Here is a 20,331-nt window from a genome sequence, read left to right on the forward strand (position 1 = left end):
GTTGCTGGAACCAATCGGGTATATTCCACCCGCAGAAGCTGAGGTAAACTACTATCGGCAACTCGCTAAACAGGCCGCTACGGTGGCATGAACTTAAACCAAATAGCCTCCACGAAACCCGGGGCGATTCAAAGAACCCACCTGGCAACTTCTAAAGCAGTAAAATGTAGTAGTTTAGACTTCATCTGACAGTTACCGATTTTGAGTTGTGCGGTGACTGTTAGATCGAGTTCAGTTTATCAATTTTTTCGTTCCAAATCTCCTTTCCGGCAATCAAGGTTTCGATGGGTGTTCTGCCACGGCACATCTTGCCTTGATGTGTACGCTGGTGATTGTAGTAATGCAGCTCTTCATCCAGATCATCCTGCAACTCTTTCAATGTCAGGTAAAATTTCCTTGGAACGCAACCTGGTAGAACTCTTGCAGGATGGTTTTGTGGAAGCGTTCGCAAATGCCATTGGCCTGTGGCGATGCCGACTTGGTCCTGGTGTGCTCAATATTATTCACTGCCAGGAATAGCTCATAATCGTGTTGCTCCACCTTGCCGCAGTATTCCGCACCGCGATCGGTCAGGATGCGCAGCATCCCCAATCCCTGCTCTTCGAAGAACGGCAACACCCGGTCATTGAGCAGGTCTGCGGAAGTAATTGGTGTCTTGGTGGTGTAAAACTTGGCAAATGCCACCTTGGAATAGGTATCGACAAAAATCTGCTGATAAATCCGGCCAGCCGCATTAACAGCCGGAGAGATTGTGGAGGTATGTAATGACAACGACGAAGCGTAAGAGCCGAATTCTGGATGAGATGCATGAAACCGCACGCGGGTTGCACGGAGCCGGATTGATCAGCAAGCGGCGTATGGGCGAGTTCGATGCCTTGTGCTATCTCGATATCCACGAGACGGCCCTGCAGAAGATCAAGTCACTGCACGAACAGGCCCATGTGAGCCAGGCAGTGTTTGCTGCCGTGTTGGCTGTGACCGTACTACGGCTTGGCGGCGATGGAAGAGAGCATTGCAGGTAATTGCAGATGAGTTAAATCTTCGTACCGTGCCTTGCAAATTAAAGAGTCAAGGAGGGTAATCCTTGGCGTGATTGTCCAGTCTTTGCCCAGTTTGTCCGTTTTGGTAGGAAATGCACTTGCAACAAATCTTGATTTTTATGATATGATTTATACCATAATTGAAGTTATCTCGACCTCCTGTAACGTGATTTATTGTTTGTTCTGTGGGCAGGCTTTTACTCTAGGTTCTTATCCGACCTGACCATGACAGAGCAAGGTCCAGAGGGGGAGGGCGGGTCAAATCTTTGGGGGTTTTGGCGCGGATGACCAAGCGGGTTCCCACGCAGAGTTTTTTTCCACTATAAAAAAGAGCAGGAATGGAAAAAATATCCCTGTACCTCTTACCTCTGAGGAACTGCCCATCTCCCTTCTAAAGACGCCAAAGGCTGGAACCATGATACGGTGCTTCACGCATTGCCGGAATCATCATGCTTCTGTTCCACCTGTACTACCGTTGACGACCCAACTGGATATTTCCCCCAATGGCGCAGGTAGAGATCGGGGATGCATCCAGGCTGCTTTGCGATTGGGCTAAGACAGGAGGGAGATAGTGTGATCTCATTAAACAATACATATCGTTTAAATGAATTGACCAACCCCACCCCCCAACGGGTCCTCCCAGGCAATTGATTATAGAGGGTATTTCGCACCGCGAGGTTCCCCTAGGGTAAAGTTGCCGTGCATAGGCAACTATTGCCGCAACTCGGCAACTTTTAATCGGTCAGGCAAAACATCCCGGCAGATCTTGGATCCTGCTGTAACTGCACAGAAAACCAACCCAGAACTTTCAGTACTCACCATGCATGTACCATCCAAAAGCAAAATGAACGTATCCAAAAGCGAATTTGCCCGCCTGCTGGGCGTACACAAAGGCACCGTTACCAAATGGGCGGATGCCGGGAGAATTGAAGTGATCAATGGCCGTATCGATGTTCAGGAAGCGAGACGCCGCCTGGCCGCAACAGAAAATCCCCACCCACAGGCCCAGGCACAGATCGACCGCCATGCGACGGAAAAAGCGATGCGCATGCAGGCAGGTTCCCCCGTTCATTCTACTCCCGCCCTGGAAAAAATCGGAACCGCCCTCAAGCTGGAAACCTACCGGCTGCAAAAGGCCAAAGCCGAAATCGCCAACCTTGAACTGGACCGGGCAGCAGGACTTTTAGTGGAACGGGCAGAGGTGGAATACGTCCTCGCAGAATTTGCCAGTACATTCCGCTACCTGCTGGAAAGTCTGGCTGACCGCCTGGCGCCTGCGATCGCTGTGCACCAGGGCGATGTGGCCGCCATTCATGCCGAAATTGACATTGCGTCTGCAGCCCTGCTCAATGAAATGTCCGAAGCGATGAAGCGAAAGAGGGATGGCTGTACTGCAGGCTGATTCCTGTTGGAAATTCCGGTCCTGCTAGCTGGTCCGGAATGGAATGCAGGAACCCAGGAATTAAAGAACAACTTCATGATTACGATCAACATTCTCCCGGAGATCGCTTGTCTTTCTGATGGAACAGAGCGTTACTGTGCCTGTTCCAGTCATGAACCTACAGGAGATGCAAATGAACCAGACCCGTCAAACAACAGACCAGATCATCGAAATGATCGCAAAAAAACACTTTGACATCCAAACGCTGGATACCCGCTACAGCGACCGGCTGGACTTCCACGATGTCGCGGTGTGGGAGGTAAAGGCTGCCCTGCAGGCCGCTTTTGAAGCAGGCAGACAGGTAGCAAGGGAAGGGGAGGCATCATGAAACCCGTATCACTGACCTCATCCGAACTGGAATTCCGGATACCGGAGAATAGATGGAAACTTCATGATGCTGATCAACATTCATCCATAAATTGCTTGTCTTTGGGTGACGGAAGAGGGTTCATGGTGTCCATCACACAACCCAACCGGAGAAGATCATGACTCACCCCAAACCCCACCACCCCGACGCAGCGCTGGGAAGGTGAGCATGGAGAATGCTCATCAACTTTCAACATGATAATGGATTCGGCTGGGATGGGATTGCTAAATTTTGCCAAAATGATTACCCTAGTTTCATGAGCACAATGAATATATCTCTGCCGGATACCATGAAATCCTTTGTCGATGAACAGGTCAGCCAGCGCGGCTATAGTACCAGCAGTGAGTACGTGCGCGAACTGATCCGTAAAGATCAGGATCGGTTGCAATTGCGAGGATTACTGCTTGCGGGTGCTGCCACTGCACCTACTGCTCCGGCTGATGGGACTTACTTCGAAGATTTGCGAGACCGGGTGCGCAAAGCCGCAAGGGTTGGCGTATAAGGGGTGAAGTGAAGGTCAAGCCAGTCGTTCCCCGTGAGCAGGCCATTCGGGATGTTGACCAAGCCATTGCCTACTATCTGGAAGAAGACGCTGAGCAAGCAGCGCTAGGTTTTATCAACTCGCTGGAGCGTGCTTACGCCCATATTGGCCGCTATCCTGGTATGGGATTTATGCGATACGCGCACGAGCTCAATTTACCCGGCCTACGTGTCTGGCCGTTGACCCGCTACCCGTATTGGGTATTCTACGTTGTGCGTTCAGATCATGTCGATGTCTGGCGTGTGCTCCATGGACAGCGCGATATTCCTTTGTGGATGCAGGAACCAGATCTGACCGGCTGACCGATCGTTCTGGGTAAAAAGGGGTTTTGCTGGCGACATTCCAACACGGGTGTGTGAGCGTAGTATCTTGCCACCGGAGATTGAAAAGCAAGGCTTGCAGTTTGCACTCAATAACCCCGGCTAGCGAGCCGAGTCTCGCGCCAGTGCTGTCGTGTACGGGACGGTAGAGAACGTCGATGGCGAACCACGGTGCGTATCGGGTTCACAGGTTTGCACCCCAATCGCATGAAACCGGCCAAGCAGGAAAACTCAATGTCAGGAGGGTATCGGCCGAGTGGACGCTGAAAACAGGCAAAATGGCCACCGGACCAGTCCTATACAACTGCAGTCGTTGTCTTGCTGGCGCACACGCAGCCATTAACACCCGGTGTGCTTTCTATAGTTGTTCCACATTGATATACTTTAATAATTATTATTAGATATATCTGGTGACTCTTGATGAAGAGCTGTATTGTTTGCATATTCGTCGCCCAGATATGCCAGTAGTCTCGGCTCGTGGGTATACGTGCTAACCGTTCGGTATCCATCCATGTGCACCATCGTGACCTTGCAGTTGGAGGACAACCGTGCTTTGTTGCGCAATTACACGGTATCAAACCCAAGTGACTGACCGAGCTTGCCAATCTAACCCGGCGCAAGATGAGCAACCTGTCATGCAGGCTGCTCGTGATCGAAGGCTATGGTTTGGTGACCATTGAGAAGAACACCCGCAGAACGCAGCCTATCGAAATGGCTACCGAACAGAATACGGAACGATCGAATGAACACAGAAACTCACCGCCAGCTTGCCAATGACATCTGGAGCATCTGTAACCTGCTGCGCGGGCCATACAAGCGTAATGAATATCGGAAGGTTATCTTGCCGCTCACCGTACTGCGCCGTTTTGATTGCCTGCTGGCTCCGACCAAGGGTAACGCACTGCAAGTATTCAATCAGTACAAAGGTAAGCCCGAAAGTATCATTCGCAGTGTGATGCAGTCGGCCACCGGTTATCCGTTCTACAATCTCTCAAAGCTGGAGTTTGCACCATCGCAACAGGGACGGAACTCCCTGCTAGACGACCCCAGCAACCTTGCACCTAATTTCAACAGCTACATTAATGGTTACGAGATTCCGCTGAATCGTCACTTCTACCGTTATGAGTCTCCGCGCGAGCTGGCCGTGATTGAGAAGGAAATCAAGGCGCTGGAGGCAGATATCGTGCGCCTTTTGGGTGAGGTCACGGAATGATGCTGCGCGCGCCAAACCCTCCCTGGGGCCAGGCAGTCCGATTTTTTCTGGCGTTTTGCTATACTTTTGCGTACAATTTTGTGCAACAATACCCTCCACGCCCCTCAACGATGCGCACCAGGGGAGTTACTTCTGGTATCTTGACCGCTGCTGCAACGACAGCTAGAATTCATCCTAACACACCCGCCATGCCTCTCCACGATGCACACTTTGGCGGGTTTTTTGTTTCCGGGGTTTGCCGGTGAGCCATTTCGACAAGCCTGCCTACTCGGTTGATCAGCACCTCGACATGCTGCGCAGCCGTGGTCTAAACATCAATGATGAAGCCAGATCCAGGCATTACTTCCGCAATATCAGCTACTTTCGCTTGTCTGCCTACACTCGCCCGTTCTATATCCCGAATGAACCGGAACATCATTTCCTGCATGGCACCGATTTTGACGATGTGCTGGGTCTGTATGTATTTGACCGTGAACTGCGCTTGTTACTGCTCGATGCCATTGAACGGCTTGAAGTAGCACTGCGTGCCCAGTTGACCAACACCCTTGCGGAACATCATGGCCCGCACGGTTATCTTGATGCTGACTTGTTTGATAGCCGTTATGACCATGGCTGGTTATTGGATATGTTGGAAAAGGCTGCCGGGGAGCGTGAGGTTGAATCTTTTCTGGCGCACTACCGCAGCAAATATACCGCTGCACCGGTACAACCGCCGATCTGGATGGCGGTTGAGTTGCTGACTTTTAAACAGGTTTCCATGCTGTTTGCCAACTTGCGGCAAGCCAAAGATACCCAGCGCATTGAGACGCATTTTGGCTGGAAGTTCCCGCTGCTCAAGTCATGGTTTCGCAGTCTCTCCGATTTGCGCAATGTCTGCGTACACCATGCGCGGGTATGGAACCGTGAGTTTGGCAGCCGGCCAGAAATGCCGAGAAGAATGCCGGCTTACTGGCCAGCCATCCCCGATGCCATTGCCACCGGTGCCCATGCGCAACCAGGACAAACATTGAATCCGCGCCGTCGCCTTTATTTGCAACTGGTCGTGATCGAATCCTTGCTGCAGGTAGTTTGCCCGGAAAGTCGCTGGGCGGAACGGTTGGCGGCCTTGCTGGACCGCTATCCACATGTTTCGCGCCCGCATATGGGTTTTCCACTGGATTGGGAAAAGGAAGATTTCTGGAAAATTGCTGTGGATGGTGCCAGGCAGGAGAAAATGGCATGAAATATGTTGCATACCAGAAATATAAACCAGCGAAGGCGGCTTGGTTGAATGTGCTGCCTGAGATATGGGGTCAAATCCGAGGTCGCTTCGTGATGATGGTCAATCCGCCGTCTCGCCAGGTGCGCCAGCTGGATGGAGTGAATGAAGTCTCGTTCGTGCCCATGGATGCCATCGGTGAGTATGGAGGAATGAACCTCGAACGCACTAGACTGCTTGAAGAAATCAGTGCAGGGTATACAGCATTTGAGGATGGCGATGTCGTCGTTGCTAAGATTACTCCTTGCTTTGAAAACGGTAAGGGAGCCCTCGCTCAAAATCTGAAAAACGGTGTCGGGTTTGGCACCACGGAACTGCACGTGCTTCGTACTGGAAATCGCCTCGACAAGCATTTTTTGTTTTATCTGACAATATCACACACATTTAGGATGTTGGGCGAGTTTGAGATGTACGGTGCGGGCGGCCAAAAGCGCGTTCCACCTGAATTTGCAAAGGACTTTCTCATCCCCCTTCCACCCATTGACGAACAACAAACCATCGCCCGCTTCCTCGACGCCAAAACCGCACAGATCGATGAACTCATCGCGAAAAAGCGCCAGCTCATCGACAAACTCAAGGAAAAGCGCAGCGCCCTGATTGCCCGTACCGTTACCCGTGGCTTGCCACCCGAAGCCGCCAAGGCTGCGGGGCTGGAGCCGAATCCGGAGATTAAAAATTCTGGCCATCCGTGGCTTCAAGTTCGTGAAAACGGTCGAGGACGACCCATCTATCCCGAAGAAAAAAGGTGCGAAGGCTCTGGCCAAATTCAAGGAATTGCATCCGCACAACATCGAGCAGAAGACGGAAGTGATGGTAGAACATTTCCGCGAACATGTGCGGCACCAGCTCGGTGGGCGTGGAAAGGCAATGGTGGTCACGGCCAGCCGAATTCAGGCGGTGCGCTACAAGCTGGCATTCGAGCGTTACATTCAGGAGCAGGGGTACGCCGACATCCGTTCTCTGGTGGCCTTCAGCGGAACCGTTAAAGACCCGGATACAGGCATTGAATATACCGAACCTGGCATGAACCCGGATGCCGTCACCGGAAAATCCATCCCGGAAAGCCAGTTACCCGAGCGTTTCGGTTCTAGTGATTACCAGGTACTGCTGGTGGCCAGCAAATATCAAACAGGTTTTGATCAGCCGCTGCTGTGCGCGATGTACGTGGATAAGCGGCTGGATGGCGTGCAGGCAGTTCAGACCTTGTCGCGCCTGAATCGAAAGATTGCCGGCAAGGACGAACCCTTCGTTCTGGATTTCGTCAACAAACCGGAAGATATCTACACCGCGTTCAAGCCGTATTTCGATTCCACCAGCCTGCAGGAATCAGCCAATCCGGAGATGCTGCCGAGCATCAAGCACGAGCTGGATCAGCTGCAGATTTATCACTGGAGCGAGGTTGAAGCGTTTGCGCGCATTTTCTACCGCCAGCCGGATCGGCAGAATCCAGCCGACCACGCCCACATGCAGCGTCACCTCCAGCCGGCGGTAGATCGCTTCAAGGCGATTGAGGACGACGAAGTGCGCTCTTCCTTCCGAGATAAGCTGGGTGGCTATGTGCGGATGTATTCCTTTCTGAGCCAGATATTGCCTTATGCCGATCCCGATCTGGAAATGCTTTACAGCTATGGGCGATTCCTGCTGCCGCACTTGCCTCTTGACCGGGATAACACGGTAGTCAGGATCGGCAACGAGGTGGAGTTGCAATATTACCGCTTGCAGCGAGTTTCTAGCGGCCCGATTGAATTGAAGGTGGGAGAACCGGAAGGCGTTTACAGCCCCACTGATGTCGGTACCGGCAAAGCCAAGGAAGAAAAGGCACCGCTATCCGAAATCATCCAGGTGCTCAACGAGCGCTTCGGTACCACCTTCACCGAAGAGGATCGGCTGTTCTTTGATCAGATCAAGGTACGCGCTACCAGCAACAGTCACGTCATTCAAACCGCCATGGCCAATCCGCTGGACAAATTCCAGCTCGGGGTGCGCAAGCTGATTGAGGACTTGATGATTCAGCGCATGGCCGAAAACGACAAGATCGTCACCCGCTACATGGATGACGGCGATTTCCAGCGCACGGCGTTTCCGATTCTGGCACGGGAGATTTTTGAAGCAGTTCACACGCAGCAGAAATCGGTGGACGGAGGTGAGTGACGGTGTTTTGGTCGTCAGAGATTGAACTATGAGCCCGCCTGACACGCTGGAGACACTTCAGGCGGAAAACGCCCGACTGATTGCGTTGCTAGAATCTCACAACATTGAGTGGCGGTTGTCTCCTTCAGCTGTACCGGTGGCGCGTGATTTAGAATTGTCCAGACTGACTTCTGCTGAAAAAGTGGCGTTGTTCCGGCGACTGTTTCGTGGACGTACCGATGTTTACCCCATCCGTTGGGAAAGCAAGAGTACCGGCAAGTCTGGGTACGGGCCTGCCTGTGCCAATGAATGGCGTGCTGGAATCTGTGAGAAACCACGTATCAAGTGTGGAGACTGCAACAACCACCAGCTGATACCATTGTCCGATGCAGTGATTTACCGCCATCTGGCTGGCGAACACACGGTCGGTGTCTATCCACTTCTGGAAGATGACACCTGTTATTTTCTGGCTGCCGATTTTGACGAGGCCGATTGGAGGGAGGATGCTCTTGCCTTCATGCAATCCTGCGAAGAACTGGGGGTGCCTGCTGCGCTGGAAATTTCCCGGTCCGGTAAAGGTGCACATATATGGGTATTCTTTGACAGCCGCGTTTTAGCCCGCGATGCCAGGCGCCTGGGTGCAGCCATCATCAGTCACACTTGCTCGCGCACCCGGCAACTAAAACTGGAATCCTATGACCGGCTGTTTCCCAATCAGGATACGATGCCCAAAGGCGGCTTCGGTAATTTGATTGCTTTGCCACAACAGAAATGGCCCCGCGAAAGCGGCTGCAGCGTGTTCGTCGATGCCAATCTGCGTCCGTATTCCGACCAGTGGGCTTTCCTCGCAGCGATCCAGCCGATGGTCGCCCATGACATTGAGCCAACTATTCTGCGCGCTACAGGTGGCGTGCATCCCCTGGATGTTTCCTTCATTGATGATGAAGACCTGGCAACGCCCTGGAAACAGGAGCGTACATCGACCAAAAAGCTGGCCGGACCGTTGCCGGAATCACTGACCGTGACGTTGGCCAATCTCATCTATTTCGAGAAGGCGCAATTGCCGCAGGCACTGGCCAACCGTCTCATCCGGCTGGCCGCGTTTCAGAACCCCGAGTTTTACAAGGCCCAGGCGATGCGGATGGCGGTATGGGACAAGCCGCGTGTCATCTGCAATGCTGAAAACTACCCCCAGCACATTGCTTTGCCACGCGGCTGCCTTGACGCGGCGCTGGCATTGCTGCGCGAAAACAATATTTCTTGTAATTTGTCTGACGAGCGCTACGGCGGTGAGCCGATTGACGTAGCCTTCTCTGGCACCCTGCGGCTTGACCAAGAAACCGCAGTCTCGGCCATGTTGCATTACGACACCGGTGTGCTGTGCGCTCCGACTGCTTTCGGCAAGACAGTTACCGCTGCCGCGATGATCGCACGTCGGGGGATAAACACCCTGGTGCTGGTGCATCGAACCGAACTGCTCAAGCAATGGCAAGAACGCCTGCAGGTTTTTCTAGGCGTCGGTAAAGGTGTTGTCGGCGCCATCGGCGGCGGCAAGGCCAAGCCCACCGGTAAAATCGACATCGCCGTGATGCAGTCAGTCTCCCGGAGAGGTGAGGTTAGTGCACTGGTCGAAAACTACGGACAGGTGATCGTGGATGAGTGCCATCATGTTGGAGCCGTTTCCTTCGATGCTATTCTGAAACGAACGAAGGCGAAATACGTGATCGGCCTGACGGCCACACCGATTCGGCGTGATGGGCAGCAGCCGATCATCTTTATGCAATGTGGGCCAATCCGACATGCGGCTGCCAAACCAGCCGGAGCTCCACACGATCTTGAAGTTGTGCCTTGCTCCCGATTCTCACGGATTGATCTGCAGGCCGACGCGGGTATCCAGGATGTGTTTCGGTATCTTGCCAATGATCAGGGTAGGACCGAAGCCATCGCTGCCGAAGTTCATTACGCTTTCCAGCAAGGTCGCAAGGTGTTGGTACTCACAGAGCGCACAGAACATCTCGATGCCATTCGGGCAGCACTGATATCTTTGATTCCGGAGCTGTTTATGCTGCACGGGCGGATGTCCAGGAAACAGCGTTCGACGTTGGTAATGGCATTAAACGTCTTGCCATCCGATGCGCCGCGCGCATTGCTGGCCACGGGCAAGCTTGTTGGCGAAGGCTTCGACCATCCGCCTCTCGATACTCTGGTGCTGGCAATGCCCGTTTCCTGGAAAGGTACGTTGCAACAGTATGCCGGCCGCCTGCATCGCGAACATGCCAGTAAAACCAATGTGCGCATCATCGATTTCGTTGACACCGGCCACCCGGCGTTGCTGCGAATGTGGGAAAAACGTCAGAGGGGATATCGGGCAATGGGATATCGAATGGCTGAACAGAAATTGGAAGATTGATGATAACGGTATGAATGAAAAAATGAATATATGTGAAATTAGATAATCGATATCTCTTAATCAGAGCCTATGCCTCTCCGTATGGATGGATGGGTTTCACATCACGGTAAGTAGTCAGCCTTATATTGAAGGAGCCAATTTTGGAGAATTTGGATGCGATTGCTAAACATCTTGATAATTTAATTCCATTTGTTCAGGATCCGGAAGAAGCTTCGAGATTTGAGGAGGATGCGGATGTGATTTTTGCACGGAAACATAGGGTATCGGTGTCGGACCAAAATCTGCAGTCTCTGGTTACGGCACTGCGTAGCGTTCCAATATTCCGTGAATTGGAAGGTGGAATTGCTAATCACTCACCTTCTGATAAGGCAGTAATTTCACTTGATTCAATTGCTCACTGGTTATTGGCTCAGGCGCGCACACGCCCATCAATGAATTGTGTTGGCGAGCTTATGGCAGTTATCGAGAAGAACGAAAGTCCGCTACTCGAAATTGTTCCGATATGGGGCATTTCTCCAAGAGTTAGTATTGATCTTGGTGAGGGTATGAAGATTGTGCCAATTCAAGACCTGCCGCCGTCTCGACTGAAGGATTTATTTACTGGAAAAAAGAGGCATCCATATTCCTTCGATATTGCAAATTCCTTTGCGCGGCCTGGAGCTGCAATCGTAAAGGAAACTGTCCATGGTCCCTTGTATGAAAAACTGGCGTCCGATGCTGGCAGGGCGAATAGCCTTCCATGTGAACTGATATTGATCGCACTGATGAATCCGGATGAAGCTGGGAGGCAGGCAGAATTTGCAGAAGCGGCACAAAAAATGATGGACGGACCATTTAAGATGGAGACGGAGAGCACCTCCATTTACAATAGCGCAGAGGAACTGGCTATGGTTGTTGCGCTTTGTACGAATCGACCAATTTTTCCGCTTGGTCATTGGTATCAGCGCCCTGACATTAACCTGCCGTTAGTGGGCACGATATGTGGTTATACCGGCCCCACCAATGACAAACCATTCTACATTGCGATCGACCCGCAAGATTATCCGGTCGCTGAAATTGAAGATTTGGTGCGGCGCTATCAATCATTAGACCTGCATACTCGTAAGCGGCTTAAGATCCCGCTAAGCCGGTTAAATCAAGGAAGACGGCAGCGAGCACATCACTCCATCGAAGCTGCAGCGATTGACCTTGGGATCGCAGTGGAGGCGCTGCTGACCCAAGACCGCGAACATGATGCCCCGATATCGTACTTACTTCGGGTTAGAGGAACATTGCTATTAAAAGGCACACCCACAGAAAAACGCTATAATTATAATATATTGAAAGATCTTTACAATCTTCGCAGCAAGGTGGCGCATGGGGAATTGATAATCGAACGTGCAAAAATTCCACGTTCTGAAAAAGATCAAGATCGTATTCGCAAAGCTTCTACTTCAGTTTGTTTGGGTGAGCAGATATGCATTACGCTTATACGAAAGATTATCGAGGCAGGTCAGTATCCCGATTGGGATGAGCTTATGTTAGATCGGATTTAAGCAAATTGGACGGTGCCTGCAAATTTTGTGAAAATAAAATTTGGTTAGCAGTTGAATGTGCGTTTCTCGAATATGCTGGATCTGCTCAAAGTGCTGGTTGATTGCTAGGGACTAGTAGATGCCAACAAAAAAACAAAAGCAGCTATCCCGAGCGCATGGCTGCTTCCTTGGCCAACTCGCCGGAGACGCTCTTGGCAGCATGGTTGAATTCCAGTCGCCGGAGGAGATCCGCAGCAGCTACCCGGACGGCGTGCGGGAACTGGCCGATGGCGGCACATGGAACACCATTGCCGGTCAGCCGACGGATGATTCGGAAATGGCACTGATTCTGGCCCGAATGCTGGTAGAAGCTGGAACCTATGATCCCGATATCGCGCTTAATTTCTATCAGTTTTGGCTTGACTCCGATCCTTTTGATTGCGGCATGACCATTTCCGCTGGCCTTCGAGGGTGTCCGAAACATGACAGCCAGTCCAACGGGGCCATGATGCGGATTAGTCCTTTGGGCATCTTTGGAGCTAATTACTCATTGGAAACGGTGGGCGACTGGGCCATGCAGGACGCTGCACTAACTCACCCCAACCCGGTGTGTCTGCAGGCCAATGCGCTTTTCACCATGGCAATTGCTAACGCCATTGCATCCGGCTGTGAGGCCGGGAAGCTTTACCAGAATATCAGGCAGTGGGCGGTCGACATGACCGTTGAACCCGTTTTGCTGGATGCCATTTACAAGGCAGCCGATGAGTCACCAGTGGACTATGTCCATCAGCAGGGCTGGGTGTTAATCGCTTTTCAGAATGCGCTGCATCAGCTTCTTTATGCGCCAAATCTCGAAGACGGTGTTGTCGATACCGTCATGCGTGGAGGTGACACCGACACCAACGCAGCCATCTGCGGAGCGCTTTTGGGTGCTGTGCACGGCTTGGACGCCATACCCACCCAATGGGTCGACCGGGTCTTGAAATGCCGCCCCAAGGCCGGACAGCCCGGTGTCCACCGCCCGCGTCCAGGGTGCTTCTGGCCGGTAGATGCATTGGATTTGGCGGAGCAGTTGGTAGATGGAAACAAAATGAAATTATGAAGCCCCAGAATAGTCGATGACTTGCTAGATTCTGGCCTTACATCCCGCGCATCACTACGTCTCTATCTTACTGTCCAGTATGTTCTGGAATCAGTGTCCAGTTTGTAACGGAATTTACAGTGGAAACTATTGGACGCTGTTTCCACCCCTAATCTGGAAAGTTTGCACGCTGATTTACACCCATCGCCGTTGACGTCTTTATTCATGCGCGCTCCTCTTTTGCAGCTCATCCAATACATAGCTTGTGCTGCGCCCACCCGCATCTAATTTCCGCAGCACGCCCCGCGCAAGCAGGTCGTTGATGTCGCGCAGGGCCGTGTCCGGAGAGCACTTGGCAATGGCTGCCCACTTGCTGCTGGTGAGCTTGCCTTCGAAGCCGTCGAGCAGCTTATTCAACAACTTCACATGTCGCTCGTTGAGCGGTGTGGTCGCCCAGCGTTGCCAGAACCTCGCCTTTGTCAATACGGTGTCGAGGGTATACTGTGCCTGATCAATGGCGCGATGGAGCGTGTCGAGGAACCAGGCAAGCCACTCGGTGATATCCATCGACTTCTTCTGGGTCCGCTCCAGGATGTCGTAGTAGGCCTTGCGATCGCGTTGGATCTGCGCCGACAAACTGTAGAATCGCTGCGGGCTGCCATCGGCGCGCGCCAGCAGTAAATCCCCAATGGCCCGGGCGATACGGCCATTGCCGTCATCGAACGGGTGCAAGGTGACGAACCAAAGATGGCCTAAGCCGGCTTTGAGCAGCGGGGGTTCGTTCGATAAACCATTCAACCAGTCGAGGAAGCGGCTGGTTTCGGCTTCAAGGCGATTGGCGGGCGGCGCTTCAAAATGTACCCGCTGACGACCAATGGGGCCGGACACCACTTGCATTGGACCATTGGCATCGTCGCGCCAGCCGCCGACCTTGATCTTGGCAAGACCGGAGTAGCCGGTGGGAAACAGCGCGGCATGCCAGCCGAATAGACGCTCCCGAGAAACCGGTGCTTGGCAGTTGGCAGTAGCATCAAACACCATCTCGACCACGCCTTCAACGTGGCGATCGACTGGTGCCAAGGCACCGATATTCACGCCCAGCCTGCGGGCGATGGACGAGCGCACGGATTCGACGTTGAGCTGCTCGCCCTCGATCTCGCTGGTCTTGACTACATCTTCGGTGAGTGCCGCCAGACTCGCCTGATCGCGCAGGGCCATGCCCACGTCGGCTAGGCGTCCTATCAAGAGTCCTTGGGCACGACTGACCTCGGCCATGGGACCGGCCAGCGCAGTCAGATCGAAGCGCCAGTTGGGCCAGTCACTTGCCTGCCAGATGTATTTGTAATCGTCGCTATTCATGCGGAGATTATGGGCTGTATTCCCGGCATGCGCAAGGCATTCGCTGCATACAATGCGGTGAATAGGATCGCCTTTCTCCGCACGGCATCCTGTTCATCTCGAAATAGGTGTAAATGGGTCTGTTTTTTATCGGGGTGATGAACGAAACTTGTATGGCGGAAATGCACATCGGTTGATGTTGCCGGAACTGGAGTGGAGTTGGAGTTTCCCCGCTTTACCGGACATATTTAGAGTTCAATCGTGTTCTATGAAAGGGGAGCTGAAATCCACTGGCAATGTATTGACAATAGATATACGCAATACTATTATTTATGCATCTGTCTATAAGTATTTATGCGGGAGGTTTTCCATGCGTGTTGCTACTATTAATTTACGTGCCTTGCCGGAGCAGCGTGATCTCATTGATCACGCTGCCAGCCTGTTAGGCAAAAACCGTTCCGATTTTATGCTGGAAGCCGCTTGCGAGCGTGCGCAGTCAGTGTTGCTTGATCAGGTTTTCTTCAGTTTGGATGCGGACAAGTTCCAGCAGTTTACTGATATGCTTGATGCGCCACCGACTTCTAATGAGGGCCTGGAACGACTGATGGCAGTCAAGGCACCATGGATAAACAACAACCCATGAGTTTGGTGTTATCCATCCCCCAGCCGCTTGCCGCCATACATCTGTTAAATGATTTTGAATGTGGTGAACGCGTTCTGAACGAGTGGCTGAAACGCCGCGCGATGAGCAACCAGCTCACAGGAGCCAGCAGGACGTTCGTGGTTGTGGACGAGGAAAATCGTGTGAGAGGTTTTTACGCGCTAGCGGCTGGCGCGGTTTCTCACCAACTGGCGACCAGTTCGGTTCGTCGCAACATGCCTGATCCGGTTCCCGTCATGGTGCTAGGCAGACTGGCGGTAGACCGTCGGGTGCAGGGCAACAAGCTTGGTGCGGCCATGCTGCAAGACGCGGTGAATCGCGCCATCGCCGTATCCCGAAACGCTGGGGTGCGTGCGTTGCTTGTTCATGCGCTCCACGAACATGCAAGGCAATTCTATGAGCACTATGGATTTCAGGAGTCACCGCAACACCCGATGACATTGATGCTACGCCTGGATACCGTCAAAGCTTGATTTTTTCTCGCAGGTTATCAGCGGTTAGCACGCGTTGATGAGAATGGGTTTGACACCGGTTGCCACTCCACCACCGATAAGTAAAATCCCAACCTTTATCAGTTGGGATTTTTTTGCCTGGGATGCCTGTAATGGCGGGGTTTCTGCGTATGGCCTCGCGAGCGTCACTCCATCCAAACCAACATTTGTACCCCATTCTTGGCTTCTCTGTTCTCTGTTTTCTCTGTTAGTCTCGCGAGCGTCCGCGAGGTAGATTCTTTTTAACTCAATGAGTTATAGGTTGCAGGTTGTAATCGAAATTTGCTCTAGCGTGGGCGATCGAGCGAGGAAACAGCGAAGAAACCTGCAAGAATCAAGAATGCGACTCAGTTCAACCAGGATTGTCGTGCGACTTGATTGCACCTACGTTAAGCACTTTCGTTGCCAAGGACACCAAATTCGATAGCGGTTTTGATATAGAAAATGCGTACGTCTTCAGACTTTAGCCGATCAAACAGGCGGTCGCATTCTTCGGCTGTAACTGCGATCACCACGGATAAAGGTTGGTCTGCCAACTCGAAGAAATGGGCTGAATGGAAACGATGGTGATGTCCAATTCCCTCGCTTGCTGGGATCAGTGTGGCTCCGCGCAAACCCAGTTCTCCTGCCAGAAGCATAAGCCAGTCGGCCAGTGGTTTTCCGTGATGACGGCGGTCCTGTTGAGTGAAAAATGTGACCTGGTATCCATTCATGTAACAGCCTTTCTCAATTTAATTTCAGCCATTGGAAAAAAGCGATGCTTGCCAGAGCTACGCCACACGATGGTTTTGAACCAAGTGTGTAGCGGTTCGGGGTGAAGTTGGAGTTACCCCGTTTAACCGGACGATTTACCATTATTTAGCTAGGTTCTAGAGTTTCAGTAAATTTAGGAACCCATCGCGTCATCCATTTTAGGCAATGCTCGCGCGGCCTCGCGCAACGTATCGTAGGCCTCGTCAAGATGAATGATCTTGTGCGGAGTCAACCGACCAACGGCGCGCAATGGTACAAGTACGTCCTTGGCTTCGCCTTCAAAACTAAGCCAAAGCGCCTCGAAATTGAGTGCAGGCACGCGCAACAATCTCAATTCACATTCCTGGTTAGATTTTTCGGCTGTACTCAATGCTTGCGCGAGACCTCGCACAAATGGTTCAAGGTGGTTCTTCGACATCGACATTTGCAATAGTCTTGGTTCATCTTCTTCGGTGACATCAAAGAAGGCTTGAGGCATATCTTCGGACATTTCATAAACACGGAGACCCACCGGCTTCAGTTCAGGGTGATGATCAGCGATCAAAGAATCCAATCCAAGAGAGTATATGCGCTGAGCCATTCCAAGAGTTGCATGTGATTCTTGTCCCATGTCGCGAATCTCTCCAGTGAATGTTGTATCTTGCTTCATGCGCAATAGCGGACGTGCTTCCCAGATCCGGCGAAGGATGGGATCATTCGGAATCAATATTTTAATAGGGGGCATTTTGAAATAACTCTTTGTGAAATAGGTGTGTGTCCAATTTCCGCTGCCTTGGTAGTTAGTAGAAAAATCTGATACTGTAAGATGAGTCTTGCCGTAGATAGGATCATCAATATCGAAGTACTCGACACCGGCTGCAACGCTGTAGCCGTAGATCACCATGAAATGGCCGCCTCCGCCGCCCCAGCCAATTCTTGCGCCAACCGGCCGCCCAGCGTCAATTTCATCGCGCACTTGCTGAAAACTGACTTGCCCTGTGATATTGACAAAGTTGTTAGTGCGCGTCAACGCCTTGTCGAGATACCACGGAACATTACACGGCGACGGGACTGGGCTATTGCAACAATCGTTATGGTTCAATTCTCCATTTGCGACGCGGCATTGTGTCCACGGACTAAGGAACCAATAGAAGTGCGAAACACTGGTTGACGTGGCGGCCCAGCACCAGTTGGATTGAGTCTGTGCCTGCATGTTAAAAGGCAGATGCTTCGCTGAAAAAAGTCTTCCTAATATAAATAGTTCCCTTAATAGAGAGCTGTATGGTCGGCTTGTCACCGATATGAATTCAGATGCGAGCATGTCTCACTCCTTTTGCTAAGAAAATATTGAATAAGTTCAACTTGATGTGTATAATTACTCAGGTATGCTCAATGTTCTGTACGTTATCCAACATAACAGAATATTTTATGGTAATTTTAAGTATGCACTGAATGATAGGCTTGGTTGTTCATGGCAGCTAAGCAAGACTCTTACGTCACCTTGTGTGGGAATATGCAGCGCAGGTGTTAAGAAAACACGAGCGCTTATCTCCGTCGAAGATTGGTCAGTTAAATTTGAATGGCAGAGGACGGGTGTGGTTCTAATCTACCTGCTGGCCTTGGTCAGATAATCGCATGATCTGCATCTGCTCGCACCAATCATCTGACCAGATCCTGCGCATCACCTGCTCCAGCAAGAAGTCAGGCGACCCTGTTAGCCTTTCCACAACCTCCGGGGCCAGCAATGTCAGCCGCATGATGCGTCGCACCTGTGTAATATCTAATCCCTCGGCCTTTGCGATTTCAGCTATCGATTCTACCCATTGCCCGTCCAGTAACCGCTGCCAGTGATATGCCAGCTCGAACGCGCGCATGAGTGCGGTGTCCTGCAATGACTCGCGGGCCTGCCGCTCCCAGGTGGCTTCCTCCTGAAATTCCTGCGGCGCATCCAGTGGCGTGATGACCTGCCTGTTGACTCCACGTTTTACCAGTGTCCATGGAATGAAGCTTGTAGGCATATTGATGGCCAAGTTAGGTCAAACGACGACAGCATAGTGTAAAATTTTCAATGCGGCAATGACATATGCTTGAAACGAGCGCGATTGTCCTGGGCAGTGGGTTCATCAGATGTGCAAAGGAAAGCCGGTCATGGGTTGGTGTTTTAGTCCTAAATGGATATAATTTGCAGATGTCTGATCGCCTTAAACCTCTGCTCTGGGTGGGTTCATCGAAGAAGGATCTGCTCGTGATGCCCGCTGATGTGGTGGACACATTCGGATTTGCGTTGTATCAGGCACAGGCAGGCAAGAAGCACGAGCAGGCCAAGCCCCTGAAGGGTTTTGGTGGCGCCAGCGTTCTGGAGATGGTGGAAGACCACATGGGCGACACCTATCGGGCGGTTTACACGGTCAAGATCGCTAACTCTGTATACGTGTTGCATTGCTTTCATAAGAAGTCCAAGCAAGGGATTGAAACACCGAAGCAAGACATGGAATTGATTCGGGAACGTTTGAAGGCTGCGCAAGCGCATGCCAAAGGAGCTCAAAATGATCGAGATTGAAAAAGGATCACCTAATGTTTACGAAGATCTAGGTTTACCCGATGCTGCTGAGATGCAGGTCAAGGCGACCCTGGCCGCCAAGATCTGCGAAATCATCAAACATCGTCATCTCACTCAAGTCCAGGCTGCCGAGATTCTCGGTATGCCGCAGCCAAAACTTTCGGGTATGCTGCGTGGCCAATTTCGGGGTATCAGCGAAGCCAAGCTGTTGGAGTGCATGAATCGGCTGGGTCGGGATGTCGAAATCGTGGTGCGCAAGCCGTCCCGCTCTCGCACCACCGGCCGCACCAGCGTGATTTTTGTCTGATTTTTGGCTTTTTACTCTTACGTGTTGGTGCCGGTTGAAATTTGGCCAGATAAGCTTATTTGTACCGGTTGAATTTTGACCAGGTAATCCACGTATTCTGCTTAATTTTTAAGCAGAAGTGGGAATTCTGTTGCGAATTCCGGGACAAACTGGACACGCATTCCACGGCAAACTGGACACTGATCCACACCAAGTCTATGACATCATACCAGCAGCGAACTGCTGCAGGCGTTATTCCTCGGCGCTGGCCTCGACCAGCAACTGGCGCCAGTCATCGGGCGGATGGCCGCTTTCGAGCATCTTGCGGAACACCCGGTATGCGTCGTCGTTGCTTTCGTAGGAATGCTTGGTGTCCTCGTCATTGACCTAAGCGAACACGATCACCTTACTGGGTGCATGGTAGCGGAAGAATAGTCGGTACTGCTGGAAGAACTTTGCCCGGAACCAGTGCTTGTGATCGTTGCCAAGGGTGCCGCCTTGCCGGTACTCCGGTCGGGCCGGATCTTGCGGGACGATATTGAAGATCAACTTCGTGAGGGCCGCCAGTCGCTTGCTGGCGTTTTTCTTCACGTATCCGACCGGATCCTTTTGCTTGATGGATTCAACCTGCTGTGCCAGCACTTCAACCTGTGCGAGGAAAAGAGCGGATGTGCAAAAACCGTCCATCCATGAATCACTATTGATCCGGCCTTATAAAGATTGAACTTTTAAGTATTAGTCGTCTCCAACCAGGCATGGAAAAAGAAGACGCGCGATACCAAACGCTGGAACAGTTGCACGAGAGGCGAAAGCAAGTGATCCGGCTGCACAAAAGGGGCTTCAAGGTCATGGAACTGGTGCAGATGTCGGGCTTGAGCTACCCGGCAGTGCGCAAGGTGCTTGATTTGTACAGCCAAGGCGGCTGGCCAGCCATCAAGCCCGCAGGGC

Annotated in this window: 22 protein-coding genes and 2 pseudogenes; 17 read left to right on the top strand and 7 right to left on the bottom strand. The window is 51.9% G+C overall.

Annotated features, from left to right (window positions below):
- Positions 1-220: 220 nt before the first annotated feature.
- Positions 221-738 (bottom strand): annotated as a pseudogene (locus tag KJA68_RS05310) (integrase core domain-containing protein); the annotation flags it as partial.
- Positions 739-764: 26 nt separating this feature from the next.
- Between KJA68_RS05310 and KJA68_RS05315 the strand changes: the two are divergent.
- From KJA68_RS05315 to KJA68_RS05325, 3 genes are all read left to right on the top strand, one after another.
- The gene (locus KJA68_RS05315; RefSeq protein ID WP_213035899.1) at positions 765-1,022 is read left to right on the top strand and encodes a hypothetical protein; all 258 of its coding nucleotides are present in this window, start codon (positions 765-767) and stop codon (positions 1,020-1,022) included.
- 862 nt (positions 1,023-1,884) lie between these two features.
- The gene (locus tag KJA68_RS05320) at positions 1,885-2,442 is read left to right on the top strand and encodes a hypothetical protein (protein WP_213035900.1); all 558 of its coding nucleotides are present in this window, start codon (positions 1,885-1,887) and stop codon (positions 2,440-2,442) included.
- 172 nt (positions 2,443-2,614) lie between these two features.
- On the top strand, positions 2,615-2,809 hold the full coding sequence (locus KJA68_RS05325; RefSeq protein ID WP_213035901.1) for a DUF6900 domain-containing protein: 195 nt from the start codon (positions 2,615-2,617) through the stop codon (positions 2,807-2,809).
- 73 nt (positions 2,810-2,882) lie between these two features.
- On the opposite strand, the gene KJA68_RS05330 is transcribed toward KJA68_RS05325, so the two are convergent.
- Entirely contained in the window at positions 2,883-3,044 is a 162-nt protein-coding gene (locus KJA68_RS05330; RefSeq protein ID WP_213035902.1) for a hypothetical protein, read from the bottom strand.
- A 60-nt stretch (positions 3,045-3,104) separates the two neighbouring features.
- Between KJA68_RS05330 and KJA68_RS05335 the strand changes: the two genes are divergently transcribed.
- The 9 genes from KJA68_RS05335 to KJA68_RS05375 all read left to right on the top strand — a co-directional run bounded on the left by KJA68_RS05335 (position 3,105) and on the right by KJA68_RS05375 (position 13,336).
- Complete coding sequence (locus tag KJA68_RS05335; protein ID WP_213035903.1) at positions 3,105-3,350, top strand: ribbon-helix-helix domain-containing protein; 246 nt, start codon at positions 3,105-3,107, stop codon at positions 3,348-3,350.
- 8 nt (positions 3,351-3,358) lie between these two features.
- Positions 3,359-3,691, top strand: coding sequence for a type II toxin-antitoxin system RelE/ParE family toxin (locus tag KJA68_RS05340; RefSeq protein ID WP_213035904.1), 333 nt, complete (start codon positions 3,359-3,361; stop codon positions 3,689-3,691).
- A gap of 760 nt (positions 3,692-4,451) precedes the next feature.
- Positions 4,452-4,922, top strand: coding sequence for a type I restriction-modification system subunit M N-terminal domain-containing protein (locus KJA68_RS05345; protein WP_213035905.1), 471 nt, complete (start codon positions 4,452-4,454; stop codon positions 4,920-4,922).
- Positions 4,923-5,163: 241 nt separating this feature from the next.
- Complete coding sequence (locus KJA68_RS05350) at positions 5,164-6,144, top strand: Abi family protein (protein WP_213035906.1); 981 nt, start codon at positions 5,164-5,166, stop codon at positions 6,142-6,144.
- Positions 6,141-7,166, top strand: coding sequence for a restriction endonuclease subunit S (locus tag KJA68_RS05355; protein ID WP_213035907.1), 1,026 nt, complete (start codon positions 6,141-6,143; stop codon positions 7,164-7,166). Before KJA68_RS05350 ends, KJA68_RS05355 begins: the two co-directional genes overlap by 4 nt.
- The gene (locus KJA68_RS05360) at positions 7,048-8,331 is read left to right on the top strand and encodes a type I restriction endonuclease subunit R (RefSeq protein WP_213035908.1); all 1,284 of its coding nucleotides are present in this window, start codon (positions 7,048-7,050) and stop codon (positions 8,329-8,331) included. Before KJA68_RS05355 ends, KJA68_RS05360 begins: the two co-directional genes overlap by 119 nt.
- A 28-nt stretch (positions 8,332-8,359) precedes the next feature.
- Positions 8,360-10,720, top strand: a complete 2,361-nt coding sequence (locus KJA68_RS05365; protein WP_213035909.1) for a TOTE conflict system archaeo-eukaryotic primase domain-containing protein — start codon at positions 8,360-8,362, stop codon at positions 10,718-10,720.
- Positions 10,721-10,860: 140 nt separating this feature from the next.
- Complete coding sequence (locus KJA68_RS05370; RefSeq protein ID WP_213035910.1) at positions 10,861-12,255, top strand: HEPN domain-containing protein; 1,395 nt, start codon at positions 10,861-10,863, stop codon at positions 12,253-12,255.
- Between the two features lie 118 nt (positions 12,256-12,373).
- Positions 12,374-13,336, top strand: a complete 963-nt coding sequence (locus KJA68_RS05375) for an ADP-ribosylglycohydrolase family protein (RefSeq protein WP_213035911.1) — start codon at positions 12,374-12,376, stop codon at positions 13,334-13,336.
- Between the two features lie 198 nt (positions 13,337-13,534).
- On the opposite strand, the gene KJA68_RS05380 is transcribed toward KJA68_RS05375, so the two are convergent.
- Complete coding sequence (locus tag KJA68_RS05380; protein ID WP_213035912.1) at positions 13,535-14,674, bottom strand: Fic family protein; 1,140 nt, start codon at positions 14,672-14,674, stop codon at positions 13,535-13,537.
- Positions 14,675-15,023: 349 nt separating this feature from the next.
- Between KJA68_RS05380 and KJA68_RS05385 the strand changes: the two genes are divergently transcribed.
- Both KJA68_RS05385 and KJA68_RS05390 read left to right on the top strand, forming a co-directional pair.
- Complete coding sequence (locus KJA68_RS05385) at positions 15,024-15,296, top strand: type II toxin-antitoxin system TacA family antitoxin (protein ID WP_213035913.1); 273 nt, start codon at positions 15,024-15,026, stop codon at positions 15,294-15,296.
- Positions 15,275-15,787 carry a GNAT family N-acetyltransferase gene (locus KJA68_RS05390; RefSeq protein ID WP_246487077.1) on the top strand — a complete coding sequence of 171 codons (513 nt, stop codon included), beginning with the start codon at positions 15,275-15,277 and terminating at the stop codon, positions 15,785-15,787. The genes KJA68_RS05385 and KJA68_RS05390 overlap by 22 nt, the downstream gene beginning before the upstream one ends.
- A gap of 407 nt (positions 15,788-16,194) precedes the next feature.
- Here KJA68_RS05390 and KJA68_RS05395 read toward each other — a convergent pair whose 3' ends face one another.
- The 3 genes from KJA68_RS05395 to KJA68_RS05405 form a co-directional block, all read right to left on the bottom strand.
- Positions 16,195-16,518, bottom strand: coding sequence for a DUF190 domain-containing protein (locus KJA68_RS05395; protein WP_213035914.1), 324 nt, complete (start codon positions 16,516-16,518; stop codon positions 16,195-16,197).
- Positions 16,519-16,691: 173 nt separating this feature from the next.
- Entirely contained in the window at positions 16,692-17,858 is a 1,167-nt protein-coding gene (locus KJA68_RS05400) for a papain-like cysteine protease family protein (protein ID WP_213035915.1), read from the bottom strand.
- A gap of 280 nt (positions 17,859-18,138) precedes the next feature.
- The gene (locus KJA68_RS05405; RefSeq protein ID WP_213035916.1) at positions 18,139-18,555 is read right to left on the bottom strand and encodes a hypothetical protein; all 417 of its coding nucleotides are present in this window, start codon (positions 18,553-18,555) and stop codon (positions 18,139-18,141) included.
- Positions 18,556-18,620: 65 nt separating this feature from the next.
- On the opposite strand from KJA68_RS05405, the gene KJA68_RS05410 reads away from it, so the two are divergent.
- Positions 18,621-19,097, top strand: a complete 477-nt coding sequence (locus tag KJA68_RS05410; RefSeq protein ID WP_320412104.1) for a type II toxin-antitoxin system RelE/ParE family toxin — start codon at positions 18,621-18,623, stop codon at positions 19,095-19,097.
- On the top strand, positions 19,084-19,404 hold the full coding sequence (locus KJA68_RS05415; protein ID WP_213035917.1) for a helix-turn-helix domain-containing protein: 321 nt from the start codon (positions 19,084-19,086) through the stop codon (positions 19,402-19,404). The genes KJA68_RS05410 and KJA68_RS05415 overlap by 14 nt, the downstream gene beginning before the upstream one ends.
- Positions 19,405-19,635: 231 nt before the next feature.
- On the opposite strand, the pseudogene KJA68_RS05425 reads toward KJA68_RS05415, so the two are convergent.
- Positions 19,636-20,070, bottom strand: a pseudogene (locus KJA68_RS05425) (type II toxin-antitoxin system YhaV family toxin).
- Between the two features lie 68 nt (positions 20,071-20,138).
- Between KJA68_RS05425 and KJA68_RS05430 the strand changes: the two are divergent.
- Positions 20,139-20,331: helix-turn-helix domain-containing protein (locus KJA68_RS05430; protein WP_213035919.1), on the top strand; the 193-nt coding region annotated here is incomplete at its 3' end.

This window comes from Candidatus Nitrotoga fabula (assembly GCF_905221025.1).
GTDB lineage: Bacteria > Pseudomonadota > Gammaproteobacteria > Burkholderiales > Gallionellaceae > Nitrotoga > Nitrotoga fabula.